Source organism: Ancylobacter polymorphus (genome assembly GCF_030813495.1).
GTDB lineage: Bacteria > Pseudomonadota > Alphaproteobacteria > Rhizobiales > Xanthobacteraceae > Ancylobacter > Ancylobacter polymorphus.
Genome location: NZ_JAUSUI010000003.1, coordinates 36,457 through 60,357, shown reverse-complemented (window position 1 = coordinate 60,357; position 23,901 = coordinate 36,457). Strand labels below are relative to the sequence as shown.

Here is a 23,901-nt window from a genome sequence, read left to right as displayed (position 1 = left end):
GAATGTCTGCCCCCGCAGGCAAACATCATCAGGCAACTCGAACCGTGGGTCTCGATGAATCCGCTTGCGTCGGCAGCGCCAGCGTTATGAGCCAGCAGAGGAACAGCATCACGGCCGAACCGATGAGGCAGGCATAGATGCCGCCGAACTGATAGAGGAAGCCGGAGGCGAGAATGCCGAGGAAGCGCCCGGCGGCGTTGGCCGCATAATAGAAGCCGACATCCTCCGCCGCCTTCTCCGAGCCAGCATAGGCGAGCACGAGATAGGAATGCACCGAGGAGTTCACCGCGAAGGCGATGCCGAACACGGCAAGGCCGACGACCAGCGCGAGGGTCGGGTCGGGCGGATCGAGCGCCAGCGCCACGGCGATCAGCGCCGGCACCAGGGCGAGCCCCAGCGACCACCAGCGCGCCGCCGGCACTTCGCGCGACAGGCCATCGGGGCTGCGCGCGACCAGCGAGGGCGCCGCCGCCTGCACCAGCCCGTAACCGATGGTCCACAATGCCAGAAAGGCGCCGACCATGGTGAAGGTCCAGCCGCTGGCATAGAGAAAGACCGGCACGCCGACGACGAACCACACGTCGCGCGCGCCGAACAGGGCGACGCGGGCGGCGGCCAGCAGGTTGATGCCCTTGGATTTAGCTAACAATTCGCGGGCGCTGGCGCTGGCCTTGGCCTTGCCCATCATCGCGGGCAGCGAGAACACCACGCCGAGCATGACGAGGAACAGCGCTCCCGCCATCAGCCACAGCCCGTAGCGGAAGCCGACCAGTTGCAGCAGCAGCCCGCCGAGGAAGAAGCCGACGCCCTTCATCGCGTTCTTCGAGCCGGTGAACCAGGCCACCCATTTGAACAGCCGGCCTTCCGCCTGCCCGCCCGCCTGCGATTCCGTGATCTTGATCGCCGATTTGGACGCGGTCTTGGTCAGGTCCTTGGCGACGCCGCACACGCCCTGCGCCAGCAAAACCCAGGTGACGAGCAGCGTGCTGCCCCATTCGGGCGACACCGCCGACAGCAGCAGGAAGCCGGCGATCTGCGTCACCAGCCCGACGGTGAGCATGCGGGTGATGCCGTAGCGCGCCGCCAGCCAGCCGCCGATGAAGTTGGCGCCGATGCCCGCCGCCTCATAAAGCAGGAACAGGAAGGCCAGCGTGAAGGGCGAATAGCCGAGCTGGAAGAAGGTGAACAGCACCAGCATGCGCAGGGCGCCATCGGTGAGGGTGAAGCCCCAATAGGCCGCCGTCACGATGGCGTAGTTGCGCAGGCCGCTGGCCGATGAGCCTGTCATGGTCAAATCCCGACCTTGCGCATATGGCAGGCGAGATCGACCATGCGGCAGGCATAGCCCATCTCGTTGTCGTACCAGGCGTAGACCTTCAGCAGCGTCTCATCGGTGACCATGGTCGACAGGCCGTCGACGATGGAGGACCGGGTGTCGCGGGCATAGTCGGCGGAGACCAGCGCGCGCGGCTCATAGCCGAGAATGCCCTTGAGCGGGCCTTCGGCTGCGGCGCGGAACAGCGCGTTCACCTCCTCGACGCTGGTCGGGCGCTGCATCTCGAACACCGCGTCAGTGAGCGAGGCGTTGAGCACCGGCGCACGCACCGCATGGCCGTTCAGCTTGCCCTTCAGCTCCGGGTAGATCAGCGCGATGGCGGTGGCGCTGCCGGTCGTGGTCGGCTGCAGCGATAGCATGGCGGAACGGGCGCGGCGCAGATCCTTGTGCGGCGCGTCGACCACCACATTGGTGTTGGTCGGGTTGTGGATCGTGGTGATCTGGCCGTGACGGATGCCGATCGCCTCATGCACGACCTTCACCACGGGGGCGAGGCAGTTGGTAGTGCAGGACGCCGCCGTCACGATGGGGTGCGTTGCCGGGTTGTAAAGACGCTCGTTGACACCCACCACGACATTGAGCACCGACGGGTCCTTCACCGGCGCGGCAACGATCACACGCTTGGCGCCGCGATCCAGATGCCCCTGCAGGACGGCCGGGGTCAGGAACTTGCCGGTGCACTCCAGCACGACATCGACGCCGAGATCACCCCACGGGATGTCGCCCGGGGCGGCATGGGCAGAGAAGGAGATGCGCTTGCCGTCTATGGTCACGGCCTCATCGCCCGACACCTCGATCTGCGCGCGCCAACGCCCCTGCACGCTGTCGAATTCCAGAAGATGCGCGGTGGCCGCGGAGCCGCCCTTGATCTCGTTGAAGTGGACCACGTCGAGCCGGTTGTCGGCACGCGGATCGTCCCCCTGGCGCTCGGCAGCCCCCATCGCCGCGCGCAGCGCCAGCCGCCCGATCCGTCCCATGCCGTTAATGCCGACTTTCATGCGCGGAATCCTCTTGGATCGGTAACACAGGCGGCAGTCGCTTCGTGCGACCAGCCATCATTGCGCGATTTCCTTGGCGCCGTAGCAGTCCAGGATGACAGTCCCGTGACACCAAAGGGGGCTGAGGGAGGCATGGCGGCCGATCCGAGGTTTTGTGATGAGTCGTTCTATTTCCGTTGACACCAAACCAAGGTAACGTGACTGGAAAAATAAGAACTACAAACAGGAAACGCCATGTCTCGGAAGTCTGTCTTCGGATTGGATCGGCGCGTCTTTGTTACGGGACTGGCGTCTTTTTTCGCCTCTCTTGCTGTATTTTCTCGCCAGTCTCAGGCTAAATCATCAGAAATACGCTTCGGGTTGACGCCAGTTTTTCTTACTTCCGATCTAGAATTGCTTGGTCGTCTCCAAACATACCTTGGGCGGACGACAAGTGTTCCGGTCAATCTGATCACCCGCCGCACCTATCAAGAGATCGTTGCTCTCCTTATTTCGAGACAGATCGACGCGGCATGGATCTGCGGCTACCCCTATGTCATGCACGAGACCGAGCTTCAGATGGTCGCTGTGCCGCGATGGCGCGGCAGGCCGCTCTATCAGTCCTATCTGATCGTCGATGCCGATCGCAGGGCCGAAAACCTCGCCGACCTCAAAGGCGATGTGCACGCCTTCTCGGACCCCGATTCCAATTCCGGTTTCCTGGTCACGCGCGCGGCTCTGGCCGAGGCTCATGCCCGGCCCGAGACGTTCTTCGAGCGGACATTCTTTACCTATGGCCACCGGAACGTCATTCGCGCCGTCGCATCGGGGCTCGCCACGTCAGGATCGGTGGACGGCTATGTCTATGAGGTCGTCGCCGAACTGGAGCCGGAACTCACCGCTCGCACCCGAATAGTCCGGCGTTCCGAATGGCTCGGCTTCCCGCCGATCGCCGCCCCGCGGGTCGCCGTAGACAACCAAAACCTCGCTCGACTGTCCGCCGCCCTGCTCAACATGTCCGAGGACATGGAAGGACGCGCCATCCTCGCCATGCTGCGCCTCGACGGTTTCGCGCGCGAGGAAGCCGACCTCTTCGACACGATCGCCGCCAAGGCGGCCACCGTCGCGCTTCAGGGCTAGCCGATGCGGCCCTCGCTCGATCCCCGCCATTGGCCCGTGACGCTGAAGGTGCCTCTGGCGGTCGCCGCGCTGATGGTTCTCGTCGGTGTCGTTCTCTCCGAACGCGTGCTGTCGCGTCTGGACGACACTCAGGAGCGTCATCTCCGCGAGTTGACCCAGAGCTATCTCGACGGTCTATCCTCGGCGGTCGCGCCCTCGATCCTACGCGACGATATCTGGGAAGTTTTCGACGCGATCGAGCGGGCGCAGCAACTCAACAAGAGCCTACGCCCGGTGGAGGCGATTGTCGCCAATGCCGACAATCGCGTGATCGTCGCATCCGATCCGCGAGCCCATCCCGTCGGCGCAATGGTGTCTTCGTCGATCGTCGCCGCCACGGGCCGGGAGACATTCCGCTTCGATTCCGGTGCCGATCGCGCCCATGCCCGGCGTGATCTCGCCTACCCCGGACGAAAAGTGGGTACGATCTATGCGAGCTTCGATACCCGCCATCTGGCGATCGAGCGACAGGACGTGCTGACTGCGCTCATACTAACCAACGGGGTTCTGACCTTTCTCCTGGCCACGGCGGGCTGGCTGCTGGTGGCCCGGATGATGCGACCGATCCGCATATTGTCTGACCATCTAGGCAGTGCTCGCGAAACCGATGTCGCACCTATCGCGCCCGACATCGTCGCCACCAGCCGGGGCGAGTTCGGTCGCCTCTTCCAGTCGTACAATACTCTCGTGCAGTCGACGGCGGAGCGCCAGGAACTCTCCAAGCGGCTCGCCGAGGAGGAGCGCCTCGGCAGCCTCGGGCGGCTGGCGTCGGCATTGGCTCATGAAATCAACAATCCGCTCGGCGGGCTATTCAATGCGCTCGCGACCGTTAAAAGCCACGGCCACATCGAAACCGTCCGTGTCGGATCGTTGGGCCTGCTCGAGCGCGGCCTGATTGGCATACGCGATGTGGTGCGCACGACACTGGCGCTTTACCGAACCGACGACAGCCGGCGCAATCTGTTGGCCGCGGACATCGATGACCTCGGCCTGCTCGTCGCGCCCGAAGCCCGCCGACGGGGCATCAACGTCACTATCGTCAACAGCTTGGATAACAGCATCCCGCTTCCGAGCACACCGATCCGGCAGGCTGTGCTGAATCTGTTGCTCAACGCCGTCGCAGCATCGCCGGAAGGCTCGACCGTCGCCCTCTCGGCGGCGGTGGCAGACCGGCGGCTGCTGATGGAGGTTCGGGACCGCGGTCCTGGCCTGCCGGGCGACGCCGCCGCGCTGCTGACCGGCGCCGCCGATGCCCGCCCCTTGAATGGGGGGGGCGGCCTCGGCTTGTGGATGACGCATAGGCTGCTCGTCGACCTCGGCGCCACCATCTATGTCGATCATCCGGAAGAGGCCGGCACCTGCGTGCACGTCACGGTCCCTTTCGCGTGCGACGAGGAGTTGGCCCATGTCGCCTGAGCCGGTTCTGATCGGCCTCGTCGAGGATGATCCGATCATGGGGGAAAGCCTCGTCCAGCGGCTCACGCTCGAAGGCATGGCGGTCAAATGGTGGCAGGCCGGGCAGGATGCGCTGGGCGAGATCGCCGCGCGCCGCTTCAAAGCCATCATCTGCGACATCCGGCTTCCCGATGTGTCGGGTGAGGCCGTGTTCCGAGCCGCGGCAAGCAGTGCCAACGCGCCCCCTTTCCTGTTCATCACGGCGCATGGCGACATCGATCAGGCCGTCCGGCTCATGCGCGCCGGCGCCGCCGATTATGTCACCAAGCCCTTCGAGATGAACGACTTTCTCGCGCGCCTCGGCGATCTGATGCGCGCGCCGGAAGCGGGCGATGACGCCACCCTTGGTGTTTCGGCCGCCATCCGGGAAACCGAGCGGCTGTTGCGGCGTGTTGCACGGGTCCATTCGAGCGTGCTGATCACCGGAGAGACAGGCACCGGCAAAGAGGTCGCGGCACATTTTCTCCATGCGATGTCGGACGCCGCCACCGCGCCTTTCATGGCCGTCAACTGCGCCGCCATCCCCGCGGATCTACTGGAGAGCGAGCTTTTCGGCCATGAGAGGGGCGCCTTCACCGGCGCCGCGCAACGCCATCTCGGCTATGCCGAGCGGGCCGGAACCGGCATCCTATTCCTCGACGAGATCGGCGAACTGCGCCCCGAACTGCAGGCCAAGCTGCTGCGTCTCATCGAAGACCGCAGCTTCATCCGCGTCGGCGGCGAGCGGCCGCTGCCTTTCAAAGGCCGGCTGGTGACCGCCACCAATGCCGATCTGCCCCGCCGCGTGGCAGCGGGCAGCTTCCGCGAGGATCTGTACTACCGGATCAATGTCGTCGCCGTGCGCATGCCGTCGTTGCGGGAGCGGCGGGAGGACATTCCCTGGCTGATGGAACGGGTCTTCGCCGAACTCTCGGGCCGGTTGGCGACCCAGGCCAACGGCATCAGCGCCCTCGCCGAGGAAGCAGCGCTTGCCCATTCCTGGCCCGGCAATATTCGCGAGCTGCGTAATCGCATGGAGCGCGCCATCGCTCTCGGCATGGGGCCCTGGATCATGCCGGGCGACCTGTTTCCCGAGCAGGCCGCCGGCGGCCTTGAGGGCGCCCCTCAGCTCGGCTCGCTGGAAGAGGCGCGCCTTGATGCCGAGAAGCGGCACATCGTGCGCGCGCTCGCCAGCACGCAGGGCGAGATCAGCGCAGCGGCGCGGCTGCTTGGCATCGGGCGTACCACGCTGTGGGAGAAGATGCGCCGACTCGGACTGGGTGCGGAGCCATAAGGCGGAACCTCCTGTTCGAAAGTCCGAACCAACGGCGGCGCAGCATGTTCGGATTGTCGAACGCGAAATGTCAACGCGCGCCCGCCGAAACAATCTAAATCGCTGATTTTTATCACTATTCTAAACTGGCTCGACTCCTGCAGTGCAATGTCGTCCGCACGCGGACCTGCATGATGGGAGGGAGCGAATATGAAGAGGTGCAACAGCCTCATAGATGCCGGACGCCGCCAGTTTCTGACCGGCGCAGGTGTGATGACAGCCGGGGCGGCTGCGGCCACCGTGCTGCCGGCAGAAGCCCGAGCCGCTGAACCCACGGCGGCACTGGTGAAATATCCGGCGAACCGGCTCGCCAACGTCAAGGACCTCAAAGCCAACGAGCCGCTGGATGTCGCCTATCCCGACGAGGACGCGCCGGGCGTCCTGCTGAAGCTCGGCACCCGTGTGCCAGGTGGCGCCGGTCCCGACGGCGACATCGTCGGCTTCTCGACCGTCTGCCCGCACAAGGGATATCCGCTGGCCTATTCCGCCGGCGACAAGACGCTGAACTGCCCGGGCCATTACTCGCGCTTCGATTGCGAGAAGGGCGGACAGCAGGTCTGGGGGCAGGCGACGCAGAACCTTCCCCAATACGCGCTGCGGATCGACGACAAGGGCGACATCTACGCCGAGGGCGTCGACGAGCTCCTGTATGGCCGCCTGTCGAACGTGCTTTGAGGGAGGAAACAATGGCTTACAAGCGCCAGATCGGCCGGCTGCCTATCGTCCCGGCCAACGCCAAGGTCCACAACGTCGTCTGCCACTACTGCATCGTCGGCTGCGGCTACAAAGCTTATAGCTGGGACGCCCGCTATGAAGGCGGGACCGCCCCCGCCGACAACAAGTTCGGCGTCGATCTCGCCGAGCAGCAGGGCGCGGACACGCCCGCCTGGTACGCGCCGTCCATGTACAATCTCGTCCGCCAGGACGGCCGTGACGTGCATATCGTCATCAAACCGGATCAGGACTGCAGCGTGAACTCCGGGCTCGGCTCGGTGCGCGGTGCGCGCATCGCGGAGATGAGCTATTCGCGCCAGCGCAACACGCAGCTTCAGCGCCTGACCGACCCGCTGGTCTGGCGCTACGGCCAGCTGCAGCCGACCAGTTGGGACGACGCGCTAGACCTCGTCGCCCGGGTGACGGCCGCTGTGATCGCCGAGCAGGGCGAGGACGGGCTGTTCGTTTCCGCTTTCGACCATGGTGGCGCCGGCGGCGGCTATGAGAACACCTGGGGCACCGGCAAGCTCTATTTCGGGGCGATGAAGGTCAAGAACATCCGCATCCACAACCGCCCGGCCTATAATTCCGAGGTCCACGGCTCGCGCGACATGGGCGTGGGCGAACTGAACAATTGCTACGAGGATGCGCAGCTCGCCGACACCATCGTCGCTGTCGGAACCAATGCGCTGGAAACCCAGACGAATTACTTCCTGAACCACTGGGTGCCGAACCTGCGCGGCACCTCGCTCGACAAGAAAAAGGCGGAGTTCGGCGACGAGCCGGTGGCCCAGGGCCGGGTCGTCATCGTCGATCCTCGCCGCACGGTGACGGTCAATGCCTGCGAAGTGGAAGCAGGCAAAGAAAATGTGCTGCATCTCGCGCTCAACTCCGGCACCGACCTTGCGCTGTTCAATGCCTGGTTCACTTATGCGGCGGAGAAGGGCTGGATCGACAAGGCCTTCATCGGCGCCTCGACCAAGGACTTCGAGAAGGCGGTCGCGGCCAACAAGGTATCAATTGCCGAGGCGGCGAAGATCACCGGCCTGTCCGAGGCGGACATCGTCAAGGCGATCACTTGGATCGCCGAGCCCAAGGCGGGAGGCGCGCGTCGCCGCGCCATGTTCGCCTATGAGAAGGGCCTCATCTGGGGCAACGACAATTACCGCACCAACCAGTCGCTGGTGAATCTCGCTCTGGCGACCGGCAATATCGGCCGTCCGGGCGGTGGCTGCGTGCGCATGGGCGGCCATCAGGAGGGCTATTCCCGTCCCTCAGACGCCCATGTCGGACGTCCCGCCGCCTATGTCGACAAACTGCTGATCGAGGGCAAGGGCGGCGTCCACCACATATGGGGCTGCGACCACTACAAGACGACGCTGAACGCCATGGAGTTCAAGCGGGTCTACAAGAAGCGCACGGACCTCGTGAAGGACGCCATGAACGCCGTTCCATACGGCGATCGGCCGGCCATGGTCGCAGCCATCATGGACGCGATCCGCAAGGGGGGACTGTTCTCGGTCGACGTTGATATCGTGCCGACCAAGGTCGGCGAAGCCGCTCACGTCATGCTGCCGGCGGCCACCTCAGGTGAGATGAACCTCACCTCGATGAATGGCGAACGGCGGATGCGGCTCACCGAGCGCTACATGGACCCGCCCGGCGCCGCCATGCCCGACTGCCTGATCGCGGCACGGATTGCAAACCACATGCAGCGCGTGCTCGGCGAGATGGGCAAGGCGGACATAGCGACGAAGTTCTCCGGCTTCGACTGGAAGACTGAGGAAGACGCCTTCATGGATGGCTATCACGGACATGAGAAAGGCGGCGAGTTCGTCACCTACGACCTGCTGCGGGCCATGGGAACCAACGGCTTCCAGGAACCGGCGACAGGCGTTCAGGATGGAAAGATTGTCGGCACCAAGCGGCTGTTCGCGGACGGCAAGTTCAACAAGCCGGACGGCAAGGCGGTGTTCGCCGCCACGCAGTGGCGTGGTCTGGAAGCACCCGGCAAGCAGGCCGAGAAGGACAAATACCCCTTCCTGATCAACAATGGACGGGCCAATCTGGTCTGGCAGAGCGCCTATCTCGATGTCGAGAACGAGTTCGTCATGGACCGCTGGCCTTACCCGTTCATCGAAATGAACCCGAAGGACATGGCCGATCTCGGATTGAAAAACGGCGACCTCGTCGAAGTCTACAATGACAACGGCTCGACACAGGCCATGGCCTATCCGACGCCGACGGCCAAACCGAAGCAGGCCTTCATGCTGTTCGGCTATCCCACCGGCGTGCAGGGCAATGTCGTCTCGGCGGGTGTCAACGAGTTCGTCATTCCCAACTACAAGCAGACTTGGGGCAGTATCCGCAAGATCGCTGATGCCCCGAAATCGGTGCAGCACCTCACCTTCAAGTCGAAGGAATACATCTCCTGACGGCAATGGGCCGCCGCCCCCAGGCGGCGGCCCATCTTCCTGCCTTGAGCTGCAGCGGCTTTCTGGAGTCCCCTGATGAATGTCCGAGTTTCCTCCGTCACCAGCGCGGAGCGCCTCGTTACGCGCATGCCACTCATCGACACGTTCGGCCGCGCCGTCACCTATCTGCGCGTCTCCGTCACCGACCGCTGCGACTTCCGCTGTGTGTACTGCATGGCGGAGCACATGACCTTCCTGCCGAAGCCGGAATTGCTGACGCTGGAGGAGCTGGACCGCCTGTGCTCCGCCTTCGTCGTGCGCGGGGTGAAGAAGCTGCGCCTCACCGGCGGCGAGCCGCTGGTGCGCCGGGACGTGATGACGCTGTTCCGCTCGCTCTCGCGTCATCTCGATTCGGGCGCGCTGGAAGAACTCACCCTCACCACCAATGGCTCGCAGCTCGCCCGTTTCGCCGGCGATCTCGCCGCCTGCGGCGTCAAGCGCATTAATGTCTCGCTCGACACGCTGGACCCGGCGAAGTTCCGCGCCCTCACCCGCTGGGGCGACCTCTCCAAGGTGCTCGCCGGCATCGACGCGGCGCAGAATGCCGGCATCCATGTGAAGCTCAACGCCGTCGCGCTGGCCGGCAATGAGGCGGAAATCCCCGCCCTCATCGAATGGGCGCATGGGCGCGGCATGGACGTCTCGCTCATCGAGGTCATGCCGTTGGGCGAGACCGGGGCCGAGCGCCTCGACCAATATCTGCCGCTTTCCACCGTGCGGGCGCGCCTCGCTGAACGCTGGACACTGGAGGATATCCCGTTCCGCACCGGCGGCCCGGCGCGCTATGTCTCGATCAAGGAGACCGGCGGGCGGCTCGGCTTCATCACCCCGCTGACGCATAATTTCTGCGAGGGCTGCAACCGGGTGCGCGTCACCTGCACCGGCACGCTCTATATGTGCCTCGGTCAGGACGACGCGGCCGACCTGCGCACGCCGCTCCGCGCCTCGGAGAGCGACGAGACGCTGCACACGGCGCTTGATGACGCGATCTTCCGCAAGCCGAAGGGCCACGATTTCGTGATCGACCGTCCCGGCCGCCCGCCCGCACTGCGCCGGCACATGAGCGTTACCGGCGGCTGAAGAGGAAAACCGCCGAGTGCCACGTCATCGCTGTGTGCCGGTTTCCGCCATTGCGATTGCCGAGAGATCCGCGGCCTCAGCGACCGCCGCCTTGAGCGACGCCTCGCGACGCTCGCTGTAGCGGCTGGTGAAATAGTCCCGGCGCTCGCGGGTGAGCAGGGTGAACTTCATCAGCTCTTCCATCACGTCGACGACGCGGTCGTAATAGGAAGACGGCTTCATCCGCCCGGTCTCGTCGAATTCCTCGAAGGCCTTGGCGACCGAGGACTGGTTGGGGATGGTGATCATCCGCATCCAGCGACCGAGCACGCGCAGCGTGTTCACCGCATTGAAGGATTGCGAGCCGCCCGAAACCTGCATCACCGCCAGCGTGCGCCCCTGCGTCGGGCGAATGCCGCGATATTCCAGCGGCAGCCAGTCGATCTGGCACTTGAACACGCCTGTGATGGTGCCGTGCCGCTCCGGGCTGCACCAGACTTGGCCCTCCGACCATTCCGACAGGGTGCGCAGTTCCACGACCTTGGGATGGTCGGCCGGCTCCGCGTCCGGCAGCGGCAGGCCGCGCGGATCGAAGATGCGCGTTTCCGCGCCCATGGCGGTGAGCAGGCGCGCGGCCTCCTCGACCAGCAGCCGGCTATAGGACCGCGCGCGCAGCGAACCGTAGAGCAGCAGGATGCGCGGGGGATGCGTCAGCGGCGCGGCCGGCGCCAGCTTGTCGGCATTCGGCCGGTCGAAATGGGCGGGGTCCAGCGCCTCGGTGAAATCGTCAGTTGTCATCAGGAAACCTCGAACCGTGCGCGGCGCGACAGGAAGGCGGCGAGCCAGAAGCCGGCGGCCACGATGACCGTCAGGAGGATGATGCTCAGCAGGACCGCGTCATAGGAGCCGGAGGCCGACCAGATCAGCGCCGCGCCGAGCGGGGCGAGCGCACGCGAGACGGTGCTCGGCGCCGACATCGCCCCGTTCACCGCGCCATAGGCCTCCCGCGTCAGCATCTCCGGCACGGAGAGCCCGCGCACGATGGTGGTGATGCCGTTGGCGCCGCCATAGAACAAAGCGACCAGGGCGATGAGCAGGAAGCTCGGCGGCAGCAGGTCGAGCGCCACCAGCGCCAGCGGAAACACCGCCACGGTGAGCGAGCCGATCACCCGTACCGGGGCGCGCGGCGCGAACACCCAGATGGCGATGCGCCCCGCCACCTGCGCCGGGCCGATCAATGTCATGGCCGCGACCACGGACGACACCTCGAACCCCTTCTCCACCAGCAGCGGGTAGAGGTGGAAGGTGAAGGCCGAGAAGGCGGCGGAATAGGCGGTGAAAGCCACCGCCAGCGCCCAGAACACCGGCTGGCGCGCCGCCCAGGCCACCGCCGCCCGCCCGCTCAGCGCCGGCCGGCCGCTGGCGGCGGGACGCGCCGGCGCATCGGCGTCCGGGTCGATCACCGACCAGTAGCAGAAGGCGCAGACGAGGATGTTGATCGCCGCCAGTACCATGAGCGCGTCGCGCCAGCCGACCGTGTCGAGCAGAAGCTGCACCAGCGGGATGAACACGGTGGAGGCGAAGCCGCCCCACAAAGTGAGCGCGGTGATGCCGGCCCGCGCATGCGACGGGCCGGAGCGCCGGGCAACGACGGCGAAGGCGGGATCGTACAGCGTCGCCGCCTGCAGCGCGCCGATACCGGCCACCGCGACATAGAACAGAGCGAGGCTCTCCACCTGCGACCACAGCACCAGCAGCAGCCCGGCCAGCACCGAGCCAATGGTCATGATCGCGCGACCATGGCCGCGGTCGATGGCCGCGCCGACGGGATAGGCGGCCAATCCCGCCAAAGCGAGGCCGAGCGTCGCGGCGCCATAGAGCATGGTTTTCGACCAGCCGAGGTCCCGCCCCATCGCCTCGGCGATCAGCGGGAAGCTGTAATAGAGCGAGCCCCACGAACAGACCTGGCCGATGCCGAGGCCGGTGACGAACAGGCTGCGCGCGCCGGGTGGGCGGTGCTCCCCGGCGCCGGAGGCAAGAACATTGTCGCTCAAGCACGGGCTCCACAGCAGGCGGCAGGCGCGGCAGCGGGTGCGGGCCCGCAACAGGCAGCCTCGGTTTCCAGCGGTGCGGTGCTGCACACGCCGGTTTCGGGCAGCACCAGCTGCACGTCGCGCGCGGCCGCATGGTCGCCGGCGATCTCGGCGATGACCGAGCGGACCTGCTCATAGCCGGTCATCATCAGGAAGGTCGGCGCTCGTCCGTAGGCTTTCGAGCCGACGATGTAGAAGCCGGTTTCCGGATGCGCCAGCTCCATCGCCCCATGCGGAGGCACGGTCCCGCAGGAGTGCAGATTGGGGTCGATCAGCGGCGCGAGCGCCAACGGTGCCTCGACGACGGGATCGAGTGCGGCCCGCAATTCACGGAACAGCGTCAGATCGGGCCGGGAGCCCGTCGCGACAATGATCCGGTCGACAGCGAGGCTCTGCGTGCGGCCGGCCACGCGCGCCGTGAGAGAGAGGGCTTCGCCCGTCCGCTCCAGCCGCTCCGTGGCGAAGGGCGAGAGCACGTCGAGGCGGCCGGTCTCGATCGCGCGCTGCGCGGCGAGCCCAAGCGCCCCGCGCTCCGCCAGCTTGTCCTCAAGACCGCCGCCGAGGAGCTTGTCCAATCCGCTGCGGCGCAACGCCCAGACGATGCGCGTCTCCGTCGCCTCTTCCTGCAGGCGGAGCAGGTCGAGCACGGCATTGATGGCGGAATGGCCGCTGCCGGCAACTAGGACGCGCCGGCCGGCATAGTCCGCGCGCGCAGACCCCAGAATATCGGGAATGCCGTAGGCGATGCGGTCCTGCGCCTCGCGTTCCCCGGGCACCATGAGGCCGTCGACGCCGAGAGGGTTCGGCTGGCCCCAGGTCCCGGACGCGTCCAGCACCGCGCGAACCTCGGTGCGCTGCTCGGCACCATCCGACCCGCGCCAGACGATCTGGAACGGGGCATTCTCCCGACCGGCGGTGGTAAGCTTGTCGAGGCCGGTGCGAGCGATGGTGCGCACCTCGGCCGCGCAGCGCAGATGCGGTGCGATGGCGGGATGGCGCGCCAGCGGCTCCAGATAGTCGCGAACAATCTCGGCGCCGGTGGGCAGGGCGTCGGGATTCGGCTCCCGCCAGCCCTGCTCCAGCAGCAAGCCGCGTGCGGCGGCGTCGACATTGTATTTCCACGGCGTGAAGACCCGCACATGTGCCCAGCTGCGCAGCGCGCTCGCGACGGTTGGGCCGCGCTCGAAGATCAGTGGCGTGATCCCGCGCCGCATCGCATGGGCGGCTGCGGCCAGCCCTACAGGGCCCGCACCAATTATGCCGATCGGAAGGTCAGGCGTCGATGCGGGTTCCATCTTCTATCCTTCCGGTATGATGGAAATAGAGGTTAAGAAATTCAGCTCGCAGCGGCGGCGACCGCCACGCATCCGGCATCGGCGCAGCATTCGTCGGCGAGATAGCCGATCAGCGCGTCCATGGCGGGGTAATGCGCGCGGCAGATGAGGGTCGTCGCCTGCCGCTCCTGCGTCACCAGCCCCGTCTCGACGAGACGCTTGAGATGATGCGACAGCGTCGAGGCGGCGATGCCGATCCGCTCCTGCAGGCCGCCGACCGGCAGGCCGGCAGGCCCCGCCCGTACCAGCGTCCGATAGAGCTGCAGGCGGGTCGGATTGCCGAGCGCTTCAAGCTGGCGGGAGGCTTGTTCGAGATTCATGGAAATAAATTAGGGGCCCCTGCGGCCGGCGGTCAAGCCCTATTTCGACATCTATCGAATAAGTCTCGCTGCGCCGTCCCCGGTGGTCCTTAACGGCCGCCCGGCGCCGTCCTCGGAAACCACCATTTGCCGAGCCGCAGGGCGACATGCACGAGCAGGATCAGCACCGGCACCTCGACCAGCGGCCCGATGACGGCGGCGAAGGCGACGGGCGAGGCGAGGCCGAAGGCGGCGATGGCGACCGCGATGGCGAGCTCGAAATTGTTCCCCGCGGCGGTGAAGGCGATGGCGGTTGTACGCGGATAATCCGCCTCGATCAGCTTGCCCATGGCGAAGCTGATGAGGAACTGGACGACGAAATAGATCGTCAGCGGAATGGCGATGATCACCGCGTCCATCGGCAGGCGCACGAGATCGCCCCCCTTCAGGCTGAACATGGCGACGATGGTGAACAAAAGCGCGCCGAGCGTGATCGGGCTGATCCTCGGCAGGAACACATTGGCGTACCAGTCCGGTCCCTTGCGGGCGATCAGCACGCGGCGGGTGAGGAAGCCGGCGAGGAAGGGAATGCCGAGATAGATAAGCACCGCCTCGGTGATGGTCCAGAAGCTGACATCAATGATGCTGCCCTCCAGCCCGAACAACGGCGGCAGCACGGTGAGGAACAGCCAGGCATAGGTTGAGAAGAACAGGATCTGGAAGATCGAGTTGAACGCCACCAGCCCGGCGACATACTGGTTGTCGCCGCAGGCGAGCTGGTTCCACACCAGCACCATGGCGATGCAGCGCGCCAAGCCGATAAGGATCAGCCCGGTCATATATTCCGGGTAGTCGCGCAGGAAGATGACGGCCAGCGCGAACATCAGCGCCGGACCGATCAGCCAGTTCTGCACCAGCGACAGCACCAGCACCCGCTTGTCGGCGAAGACAAGGTGCAGTTCCTCGTAGCGCACCTTGGCGAGCGGCGGGTACATCATCAGGATCAGCCCGATGGCGATCGGGACGTTGGTGGAACCGACCGAGAGCGTGTTCAGCGCCTCCGGCAGGCCGGTGAACACCGTGCCGAGGACGACGCCCAGCGCCATCGCCGCGAAGATCCACACGGTGAGGTAGCGGTCGAGGAAGGACAGCCGCGCGGCGGGCCGGGGCGTGAGCGCCAGAGTCTGGGACATGGGGTTTCCGGTTCTCGTTCAGGCGGCGCGGTTGCCGTGGGCGTCGATGACCAGCGCGCCGTCTTCCTTGCGGAATTCGCCGCGCTGCGGGTCGTCGAGCAGGTCGAGCACCACCTCGGAGGGGCGGCACAGCTTCACGCCGCGCGGGGTGACGACGATGGGACGGTTGATGAGGATCGGGTGCGCCATCATCGCGTCGAGAAGGGCGTCGTCGCTGAGCGCGGGGTCGCCGAGGCCGAGCTCGGCATAGGGCGTGCCCTTCTCGCGGAGGAGGTCGCGCACGCTGATCCCCATGCGGTCGATGAGCGAGACGAGTTCCTCGCGGCTCGGCGGGGTCTTGAGATATTCGATCACCACCGGCTCAAGGCCGGCATTGCGGATCAGGCCGAGCACGTTGCGTGAGGTGCCGCAGGCGGGGTTGTGGTAGAGGGTGACGTCGGTCATTGGGGCCTCCTCACGCCACATCGCGCCGGGGCTGGGTCGCCCCCTCGCTGCGGCCGATCTCGTGGAGCTTCGCCCCGAGCGTCATGCTGTCGAGGCTGCGGATCGGCAGGGCGGCGAAGGCGGCGATGCGGTTCTTGAGATAGCGGAAGGTGCGGGCGAAGGCGGCTTCGCGCTCGAGATCGGTCCCCTCGATGGCAGCGGGATCCTCGATGCCCCAATGGGCGGTCATCGGCTGGCCCGGCCAGACCGGGCAGGTCTCGCCCGCCGCGCCGTCGCAGACGGTGAAGACGAAATCCATGACCGGCGCGTCGGGCGCGGCGAATTCGCCCCAGCTTTTCGAACGCAGGCCGTCCGTGGGATAGTCGAGGCTGCGCAGCGTCGCCAGTGCCAGCGGGTTCACCGCTCCCTTGGGCTGGCTGCCGGCGGAGAAGGCGCGGAAACGCCCGTGCCCGTCCTTGGCGAGGATGGATTCCGCCAGGATCGAGCGGGCGGAATTGCCGGTGCAGAGAAACAGCACGTTGTAGATGTGGCCGGCGTTCTGGCCGGGCGAGAGATCAGACATGGCGCGCCTCCTTGGCGGCAGGGTTGTCTGTGGTCGGTCCTGCGGCGGGACAGCAGGGCTGGAGATCGGCGATCAAAGGGGCACAGATCTCGGGCTTGCCGCCGCAGCAATCCTTCAGGATGAAGCCAGCGAGGTCGCGCACCGCGTCGAGGCGGGCGCGATAGAGGATGAGCCGGCTCTGCCGCTCGGCCTCGATCAGCCCCGCCCGGGCGAGAATGCCGAGATGGGTGGAGAGCGTGTTGTGCGGCACGTCGAGCCGACGCGCCACCTCGCCCGCCGGCATGCCTTCCGGCTCATGGGCGACGAGCAGGCGAAACACATCCAGCCGGGTGGGCTGGGCGAGCGCGGCGAAGGCGGCAAGGGCGTTATCAGTGTCCATATGTCGACGATAGCCGATATATGGACGAGTATCAAGTATTGTCATGCGCGACTATGGTCGATCCTCCGGTTCGCGGCGGATGGCGATGCGCTCGTCCTGTTCGTTCGCCTCAGATGATGGCGTGGCGGATGCGGGCCGAAATCCATTCGCTGATGACGACGGTGCCCAATATGACTAGGAGGATCAGCGTCACTTGGGGCCAAGCCAGCGTGTTGAGCGAACTCTCCAGATTGAGCCCTATGCCGCCCGCACCTACCAGGCCGAGAACGGTGGATTCGCGGATGTTGATGTCCCAGCGGAAAACGGTGATGCCGGCGAAGGCCGGCATGATCTGCGGGACGATCGCGTAGGCCAGCGTCTGCGGGCCGGAGGCGCCGGTTGCGCTGATCGCCTCGACCTGCTTGGCGTCGATTTCCTCGATCGCCTCATAGAGCAGCTTGCCGATGAAGCCGATGGAGCGCAGCGCGATGGCGATGATGCCGGCGAGAATGCCTGGGCCGAGAATGGACACCAGCAGCAGCGCCCAGATGATGGCGTTGATCGAACGCGACGAGACGATGACCAGGATCGCCACCGGCCGCACGAAGGCGACGCTCGGCGTAGTGTTGCGGGCCGCCAGAAACGCGATCGGCACCGAGATGAACACGGCCAGCAAGGTACCAAGCGTGGCAATGTTCAGCGTGTCCCAGAGCGGCTTGAGGATGTTGGGAAAGTAGCTCCAGCGCGGCGGCACCATGCGCCCGCCAATGTCGGCGGCCTGCGTCGGCGCGTCCCAGACATAGTCCCAGATCGTGCTTTCCGTCATCACCCGCCAGCAGAAGACGGTGAGGGCGACGCCGGCCAGCCAGGCCAGCCAGTTCAGCCATTCGGCCCTGGCCGTCCGCCGCTGCCAGGCGAAGCGCCCATTGGCGAGTTGTTGGACGGCCATCACTGCACCCTTTTGCGAATGATGCTCGACGTGTATTCGCTGACCATCACGATGCCGATGATGAGCAGCAGGATCGCCGCCGCGCTGTCGAACTCGTAGCGGTCGATCGCGGTATTCAGCGTCGCGCCGATGCCGCCGGCGCCGACAATACCGACCACCGCCGACTCGCGGAAATTGATGTCGAGACGGTACAGCGACAGGCCGATCAGCCGCGGCATGACTTGCGGCAGCACGCCGTAGGACAGCATGGAGAACCAGCCCGAGCCAGTGGCGCGAATGGCCTCCACCGAGGCCGGGTCGATATCCTCGATGTCCTCGGCCAGCAGCTTCGACAAAAAGCCGATGGTGGCGAAGGACAGGGTGAGAAAGCCGGCGAACGGGCCAAAGCCGACCATGGCCACGAGGAAGATCGCGACGATGATCTCCTGCAGCGAGCGCGAAACCGCGATGATTGACCGGCACACATAATAGACCGGCCGCGGCACGATATTGCGGGCGGCGCCGATGCCGATAGGAATGGAAATGGCGATGCCGACGACGGTGGATGTCACTGTCATGGTCAGGCTCTCGATCATGCCCTGAACGATGTCGTCCCAGCGTGAGGAGAAGTTCGGCTGCAGGAAGCCGCCGATGAAGCGCGCGCCCCGATCCAGGCCGTCGACGACGCGCGCCCAGTTGACATCGACGGTGCCCAGGGCTAGCGCCAGATAGATCGCCGCGCCCAGCGTCAGGCCGTGGCGCAGCCAGGGATTGGCGATCAGCGGCGCAGGGCGCCAGCGGCGCGGGCGAACGGCATCGGCCATCAGAGCGCTTCCGCGATCAGCGGTGCGCGCACGCCGCGCAACTGCTCGGAGGCCGCCTCATGCGCGCGATCCTCGGCCTCTTCCTCCCGCGTCATGGTCTTGGACCAGTCTTCCTCGCCATAGATCGCCGTCAGCGCGGCGGGGTCGAGGCTTTCGGGCGGGCCGTCGAACACGACGCGGCCGGCCCGCAGGCCGACGATCCGCTGAACGAACATCTGGGCGAGGGCAACGTCGTGGATGTTGACGATCGCGGCGAGATTCCGCTCGGCGCAGATCTCGACGATGAGACGCATGATCTGCCGCGAGGTCTTGGGATCGAGGCTGGCTGTCGGCTCGTCCACCAGAAGAATATCCGGCTCCTGCACCAGCGCGCGGGCAATGCCGACACGCTGCCGCTGGCCGCCGGAAAGCTCGTCGGCGCGCTTGTCGACATGGTCCATCAGGCTCACGCGATCGAGCACGGCAAAGGCCCGGTCGATGTCCGCCTGCGGGAAGCGCCGGAACCAGGCGCGCCAGAAGCCGACATAGCCGAGGCGCCCGGACAGCACGTTCTCCATCACCGAGAGACGCTCGACCAGCGCGTATTCCTGGAAAATCATGCCCATTCGGCGCCGGGCCTGGCGCAGGCCGGCCCGGCCCAGGGCGGTGAGTTCGACGTCGCCGAGGAAAATCTTGCCCTCGCTCGGCTCGACGAGCCGGTTGACGCAGCGGATGAGCGTTGATTTGCCGGCACCCGAGGGGCCGATCAGGCCGACGACCTGACCGGCGGGAACATGCAGATCGATGTGATCGAGAGCCCTGTCGCCGTTGGCATAGCGCTTGGAAAGGCCCTCGAGTCGCAGCATGCTCACAAACCTCGTTTGTCGCTAATCTAGCTCAGTTCCTTCACTTGCACTCGTAGCTGACGCCCATGGCGCTATCGATCTGCCGGATCACCGCCCAGTTGTCCTTGAAGGTGATCGGGATGAAGGCTTCCTGCGGCGGCTCAGAGGTCTGGAACTCCTTGAGCAGAGCCGAGCCTTCCCAATTGAACGTGCTGAACGCTTCCTTCACCTTGGCGGCCAGTTCCGGCTTGAGGTTGTAGACATAACCATAGCCGGTGGTCGGGAAGGTCTGCGACTTGTAGATGGTGACGACCTGCTCCGGCTTGATGACGCCGCGGGCGACCATGCGCTTCATCACGGAGTTGGCGATCGCCGCCGCCGGATAGTCCTTGTTGGCCACGCCGAGGATCGAGTTGTCGTGCTTGCCGGAGAACACCGGCTCGAAATCCTTGCCGGCCTCAAGCTTGAATTCGGTGCGCAGCAGCGCCGACGGCGCCTTGTAGCCGGAGTTCGAGGTCTCGGAGGTAAAGGCCATCTTCTTGCCCTTGATGTCCTCGACCTTGGTCACGCCCGAGCCCGGATAGGTGATGATTTCCATCTCATAGCCGAAGGCGCCGGTCTTCGAGGCCATCATGGTGAAGGGCACGAAGCCCGCGCACGCCACCGCGATGGGGTTCGAGCCCGTGTTGAAGCCGGCGACGTGAAGGCGGCCGGCGCGCATCGCTTCAAGCTGGGCGGCGTTGGACTGCACCGGAAAGAACTGCACCTTCTTGCCGGTGGTCTTGGCGAGGTGGTCGAGGAATTCCTGCCACACCTTGGCGTAGACCGCCGGGTCTTCGACCGGCGTATAAGCGAAAATGAGTGTGTCGGGGTCGATCTGCTTGGATGCATCCGTCGGCGCATCCGCGACCATGTCGCCATTTGCATCGGTAAACCGCGGATCAAGCTTGAATTCGGCATTTGCAAGACCGAGACCCGCCAGCGCGAACGCTACGGAAAGGCTGGATACTTTGAGTAGACGCCGGATCAGTGACATGTATCTCTCCCGAGCAACATTGGCTGATCACGTCAGTAATTGTGTATTATGACAGTTTGACCACAAAAAGGATCACAACTCGTCACGTTCATGCCGCGCGGGAGGCAAGCGTCATCTCTGTAGCCCCCTCCATGATCGAAATATCGCTGAGGCGCGACTTGAGGCCGCCAAGATCGAGACTCTCGATTGGCAGATTGACGAAGGCCGACATGCGGGCCGCGATCTGCCGGTACGTGCTGATGAACGCTGCCCGCAATTCCGTTTCCGTTCCGCCAGCGGCAGCAGGGTCAGCGAGCCCCCAATGCGCGGTAAGTGGGTGCCCCGGAAACAATGGACAGCTTTCGCCTGCGGCGGCATCACAGACGGTGATGATGAAGTCCATCGGTTCGACAGCACGGCTGGCGAATTCGTCCCAACTCTTGGAACGAAGATCGTCGGTCGTATAGCCGAGCGAACCCAGCAAATCGAGCGCCATTGGGTGAGGTGTGCCGCGCGGCGCACTGCCGGCGGAGAAGGCACGGAAACGCCCGCGCCCTTCCCGGTTTAGCACCGCCTCGGCCATTATCGAGCGCGCGGAGTTGTGCGAGCAAACGAGCAGCACATTATAGCACCGCTCCATAGGCTCGCCGGGACGAAGGCGCGGAAATCCCCCTCCTGGATCGGCCAGAGCAGGCAATTCGCTGAGGAACAGCTCAAGAATCGACCCCGCCCGCGCGGTTCGGGCAGAGTAAATGATCGATCGACCTTCGCGGCGGGACCCCACCAATCCAGCCCTCTCCAAATGGGCGAGGTGTGTCGACATCGTGTTGTGGGGCACGGCCAGCAGGCGAGCTACATCGCCTGCATTCAGTCCAAAAGGGGCATAGCGCAGAAGCAGGCGGAAGGCGTCGAGGCGGGTCGGCTGAGCCAGCGCTTCGAATATCGCGACGGCATCATCCGACAGAAGCCGCTTCACATCCTTTGCCTGACTTTGCATCGCCACGTCCCGCTTTCGCCTCAGCTTCCGCTCTTGAACGTCGCCGCACAATAGGTCTTCACCTGCTGCACGAGCGGCTCAGGCAGCGGAACATACCCGAGCTTCGATGCATAGGCGCTGCCGGGGCCAAGCGCAAAATCGAAAAAGCCGAGAGCCGTTCGCGTGCGAGTGGCGTTCGCCGGAGCCTTGTACATCAATATGAATGTGGTGGCCGCGATCGGATAGGCATCCGGCACAGCGGAATCGTTAATGGTTGCATAGAAGTCGCGAACCTTCGTCCAGTCAACACCGAGGGCGGCGGCCTGAAACGATGCAGAACTCGGCGCAATGAACTGGCCCGAGCGATTCTGAACCAGACCGTAAGTGAGCTTGGCTTGCGTTACATAAGTAAATTCAACATATCCGATCGCATTCGGCGTCCTCTGCACTTCCAGAGCAACCCCTTCATTTCCCCTTGCGCCACTGCCGACCGGCCAGGCAACCGCACTTCCCTCGCCCAGCGTCTGCTTCCATTCCGGACTCGCTTTTGAGAGATAGGACACAAAGTTGAAGGTCGTGCCTGAGCCATCCGAACGATGGATCACGGCAATCAAACTGTCAGGGAGATCAAGGTCGGGGTTGAGGGCCTTCAGCGCGGGATCCGACCATTTGGTGATCTTTCCCATATAGATGTCCGCCAGAACACCTCCCGTGAAGCGAATGGCGCCCGGCGAAACTCCGGGAAGATTCACGACTGGCACCACACCGCCGAACACGATCGGAAACTGACCGAGGCCTAGGCGCTCGAGCTCCTCGGGCTTCAGCGGTTTGTCAGAGGCGCCAAAATCGACGGCCTTATCACGGATCCGGTTTACGCCCGCGGAGGAGCCAACCGACTGGTAACCCACCAGCGTGCCATTGACCCCACGATAAGCCTCCGCCCATTTCCAGATGATTGGGTAAGCGAAAGTCGAGCCCGCACCGCTCAACTCGTCAGCGCGCACGCTTGGGGTGAGGGCCAGCAAAGCCACAACGATGAAGGAAAGGAGACGGGTCATCACGACACCTCAAATATCAATCCGTCGGGACAGATCGACAAGAAACTAGAGGAGGTGTACGACACTTACGTGACGCGGCGCTAGATTCTTTTTGTCGAGAGACATCGACAGAATCACTTTGCATTTGTGGTTGACGCTCCGAGACTCTGCAGCCTCCCGAAGGAGCACCCGAACGTACATTACGGTTTTTCCCGTGCCACCCTGTGGGACTGACGACGATATAAACTCCATGAGAACAGATAAAATCCGAGCTTTTGGCGATATATATGACACCAAACCCCTACTCTTTGCCATATTATTGTATATTTACATTAAAATATCATCAAATCACGACCACTAAACTTATATAATAATTGGTTTCCCACTGATCGGATTACGTTCAAAATCGTAAGCGTCACAAAATTGAAGCATAACAACTCTAGGACAGCGCCGTATCGGGAGGTGAATCTCCCAAGGTTCAGCTTCAAACGGGAGTGAGCGATGAAGACAATCACCATGGCAGGGACGCTCGCGCTGCTCGCGGTCAGTGGCGCGTTCCACGCCGCCAGCGCACAGGCCGTTGTCCAGGCCGACGGGTCCTCGACGGTCTTTCCGGTGACCGAAGCGATGGCCGAAGAATTCCAGAAGGCCAATCCCAACATCAAGGTGACCGTCGGCCTGTCGGGAACCGGTGGCGGCTTCAAGAAATTCTGCCGCGGCGAGACCGACATCTCCAATGCCTCTCGCCCGATCACGGCGGCCGAGCAGAAGGCCTGCAAGGAAGCGGGCGTCGAGTATATCGAGCTTCCGGTAGCGCTCGACGCGCTCACCGTGATCGTTCATCCGTCCAATGACTGGGCATCGGAGATGACGGTCGCCGAACTGAAGACGATCTGGCAACCCGAAGCACAGGGCAAGATCACCAACTGGAAGCAGGTGCGCTCCAGCTTCCCCGACAAACCGCTCGTGCTTTACGGGGCCGGCGTGGATTCTGGCACCTACGACTATTTCACTGCCGCGATTGTCGGCAAGGAACACTCTAGCCGCGGCGACTTCACGGCCTCCGAGGACGATAACGTGCTGGTGCAGGGCGTGGCCGGCGACCCAAATGCGCTGGGCTTCTTCGGCCTCGCTTATTTCGAGGAAAACGCCGACAAGCTCAAGGCCGTCAAGATCAAGCTCAATGACGCCGCTCCCGCGATCGAACCGAGCGTCGAAAATGCCCGCACCGGCAAGTACCAGCCGCTGTCGCGCCCGATTTTCATCTATGTGAGCAAGAAGGCGGCCGAGGCCAAGCCGGAAGTCGCGAAGTTCGTCGAGTTCTACCAGGACCCGAAGCACGCCGTGGAACTGATCAAGGAAGTCGGCTACGTGCCGCTGCCCGAAGCCGCGCTCAAGGCATTCCAGGAGCGCTTCGCCAAGCGCGAGATCGGCACCGGCTTTACCGGCTCCAAGGTCGGCGTGTCGGTCGAGGATCTGCTCAAGGAAAAGCTCGTTTATTGATGCTG

The 23,901-nt window shown here is 64.5% G+C and carries 23 protein-coding genes; 7 read left to right on the top strand and 16 right to left on the bottom strand.

Features of this window, described 5'->3' with window-relative positions; all coding sequences use genetic code 11:
• Positions 1–28 precede the first annotated feature (28 nt).
• On the bottom strand, positions 29–1,288 hold the full coding sequence (gene arsJ / locus J2S75_RS07650) for an organoarsenical effux MFS transporter ArsJ (protein ID WP_307019234.1): 1,260 nt from the start codon (positions 1,286–1,288) through the stop codon (positions 29–31).
• Between the two features lie 2 nt (positions 1,289–1,290).
• Positions 1,291–2,334 (bottom strand): ArsJ-associated glyceraldehyde-3-phosphate dehydrogenase, encoded by a 1,044-nt coding sequence (locus J2S75_RS07645; protein ID WP_307019233.1) that lies wholly within the window; start codon positions 2,332–2,334, stop codon positions 1,291–1,293.
• A 234-nt stretch (positions 2,335–2,568) separates the two neighbouring features.
• Here J2S75_RS07645 and J2S75_RS07640 point away from each other — a divergent pair, with 234 nt between their 5' ends.
• The 6 genes from J2S75_RS07640 (at position 2,569) to moaA (ending at position 10,527) form a co-directional block, all read left to right on the top strand.
• A complete protein-coding gene (locus tag J2S75_RS07640; protein WP_307019232.1) occupies positions 2,569–3,453 on the top strand; it encodes a substrate-binding domain-containing protein in 885 nt (294 codons plus the stop codon).
• Positions 3,454–3,456: 3 nt separating this feature from the next.
• On the top strand, positions 3,457–4,908 hold the full coding sequence (locus J2S75_RS07635; RefSeq protein ID WP_307019231.1) for a sensor histidine kinase: 1,452 nt from the start codon (positions 3,457–3,459) through the stop codon (positions 4,906–4,908).
• Positions 4,898–6,220: a sigma-54-dependent transcriptional regulator gene (locus tag J2S75_RS07630; protein WP_307019230.1), complete on the top strand. Its 1,323-nt coding sequence runs from the start codon at positions 4,898–4,900 to the stop codon at positions 6,218–6,220. The genes J2S75_RS07635 and J2S75_RS07630 overlap by 11 nt, the downstream gene beginning before the upstream one ends.
• Positions 6,221–6,409: 189 nt before the next feature.
• Positions 6,410–6,934: an arsenate reductase (azurin) small subunit gene (locus J2S75_RS07625; protein ID WP_307019229.1), complete on the top strand. Its 525-nt coding sequence runs from the start codon at positions 6,410–6,412 to the stop codon at positions 6,932–6,934.
• 11 nt (positions 6,935–6,945) lie between these two features.
• The gene (locus J2S75_RS07620) at positions 6,946–9,408 is read left to right on the top strand and encodes an arsenate reductase (azurin) large subunit (protein ID WP_307019228.1); all 2,463 of its coding nucleotides are present in this window, start codon (positions 6,946–6,948) and stop codon (positions 9,406–9,408) included.
• Positions 9,409–9,534: 126 nt separating this feature from the next.
• The gene (moaA, locus tag J2S75_RS07615; RefSeq protein WP_370874107.1) at positions 9,535–10,527 is read left to right on the top strand and encodes a GTP 3',8-cyclase MoaA; all 993 of its coding nucleotides are present in this window, start codon (positions 9,535–9,537) and stop codon (positions 10,525–10,527) included.
• A 24-nt stretch (positions 10,528–10,551) separates the two neighbouring features.
• Here the strand turns inward: moaA and arsH are convergent, their stop codons facing one another.
• The 14 genes from arsH to pstS form a co-directional block, all read right to left on the bottom strand.
• Positions 10,552–11,304, bottom strand: a complete 753-nt coding sequence (gene arsH / locus J2S75_RS07610) for an arsenical resistance protein ArsH (protein WP_307019225.1) — start codon at positions 11,302–11,304, stop codon at positions 10,552–10,554.
• A complete protein-coding gene (locus tag J2S75_RS07605) occupies positions 11,304–12,560 on the bottom strand; it encodes an MFS transporter (RefSeq protein WP_307019224.1) in 1,257 nt (418 codons plus the stop codon). The genes arsH and J2S75_RS07605 overlap by 1 nt, the downstream gene beginning before the upstream one ends.
• Positions 12,557–13,894, bottom strand: coding sequence for an NAD(P)-binding protein (locus J2S75_RS07600; protein ID WP_307019223.1), 1,338 nt, complete (start codon positions 13,892–13,894; stop codon positions 12,557–12,559). The genes J2S75_RS07605 and J2S75_RS07600 overlap by 4 nt, the downstream gene beginning before the upstream one ends.
• Before the next feature lie 41 nt (positions 13,895–13,935).
• Entirely contained in the window at positions 13,936–14,253 is a 318-nt protein-coding gene (locus J2S75_RS07595) for an ArsR/SmtB family transcription factor (protein WP_307019222.1), read from the bottom strand.
• A gap of 89 nt (positions 14,254–14,342) precedes the next feature.
• Positions 14,343–15,425: an ACR3 family arsenite efflux transporter gene (gene arsB, locus J2S75_RS07590; RefSeq protein WP_307019221.1), complete on the bottom strand. Its 1,083-nt coding sequence runs from the start codon at positions 15,423–15,425 to the stop codon at positions 14,343–14,345.
• An 18-nt stretch (positions 15,426–15,443) separates the two neighbouring features.
• Positions 15,444–15,869 (bottom strand): arsenate reductase (glutaredoxin), encoded by a 426-nt coding sequence (gene arsC / locus J2S75_RS07585; RefSeq protein ID WP_307019219.1) that lies wholly within the window; start codon positions 15,867–15,869, stop codon positions 15,444–15,446.
• A gap of 10 nt (positions 15,870–15,879) precedes the next feature.
• A complete protein-coding gene (locus J2S75_RS07580) occupies positions 15,880–16,431 on the bottom strand; it encodes an arsenate reductase ArsC (protein WP_307019218.1) in 552 nt (183 codons plus the stop codon).
• The gene (locus J2S75_RS07575; protein ID WP_307019217.1) at positions 16,424–16,810 is read right to left on the bottom strand and encodes an ArsR/SmtB family transcription factor; all 387 of its coding nucleotides are present in this window, start codon (positions 16,808–16,810) and stop codon (positions 16,424–16,426) included. The genes J2S75_RS07580 and J2S75_RS07575 overlap by 8 nt, the downstream gene beginning before the upstream one ends.
• Before the next feature lie 109 nt (positions 16,811–16,919).
• Positions 16,920–17,738, bottom strand: a complete 819-nt coding sequence (gene phnE / locus J2S75_RS07570; RefSeq protein WP_307019215.1) for a phosphonate ABC transporter, permease protein PhnE — start codon at positions 17,736–17,738, stop codon at positions 16,920–16,922.
• Positions 17,738–18,541 carry a phosphonate ABC transporter, permease protein PhnE gene (phnE, locus tag J2S75_RS07565; protein ID WP_307019214.1) on the bottom strand — a complete coding sequence of 268 codons (804 nt, stop codon included), beginning with the start codon at positions 18,539–18,541 and terminating at the stop codon, positions 17,738–17,740. Before phnE (J2S75_RS07565) ends, phnE (J2S75_RS07570) begins: the two co-directional genes overlap by 1 nt.
• A complete protein-coding gene (gene phnC, locus J2S75_RS07560; RefSeq protein WP_307019213.1) occupies positions 18,541–19,386 on the bottom strand; it encodes a phosphonate ABC transporter ATP-binding protein in 846 nt (281 codons plus the stop codon). The genes phnE (J2S75_RS07565) and phnC overlap by 1 nt, the downstream gene beginning before the upstream one ends.
• Before the next feature lie 40 nt (positions 19,387–19,426).
• Positions 19,427–20,401: a phosphate/phosphite/phosphonate ABC transporter substrate-binding protein gene (phnD, locus tag J2S75_RS07555; RefSeq protein ID WP_307019212.1), complete on the bottom strand. Its 975-nt coding sequence runs from the start codon at positions 20,399–20,401 to the stop codon at positions 19,427–19,429.
• Between the two features lie 88 nt (positions 20,402–20,489).
• Positions 20,490–21,377 (bottom strand): metalloregulator ArsR/SmtB family transcription factor, encoded by an 888-nt coding sequence (locus J2S75_RS07550; RefSeq protein ID WP_307019628.1) that lies wholly within the window; start codon positions 21,375–21,377, stop codon positions 20,490–20,492.
• Positions 21,378–21,397: 20 nt separating this feature from the next.
• The gene (gene pstS / locus J2S75_RS07545; RefSeq protein ID WP_307019211.1) at positions 21,398–22,414 is read right to left on the bottom strand and encodes a phosphate ABC transporter substrate-binding protein PstS; all 1,017 of its coding nucleotides are present in this window, start codon (positions 22,412–22,414) and stop codon (positions 21,398–21,400) included.
• Between the two features lie 480 nt (positions 22,415–22,894).
• Here pstS and J2S75_RS07540 point away from each other — a divergent pair, with 480 nt between their 5' ends.
• Positions 22,895–23,896, top strand: a complete 1,002-nt coding sequence (locus J2S75_RS07540; RefSeq protein ID WP_307019210.1) for a PstS family phosphate ABC transporter substrate-binding protein — start codon at positions 22,895–22,897, stop codon at positions 23,894–23,896.
• Positions 23,897–23,901 lie beyond the last annotated feature (5 nt).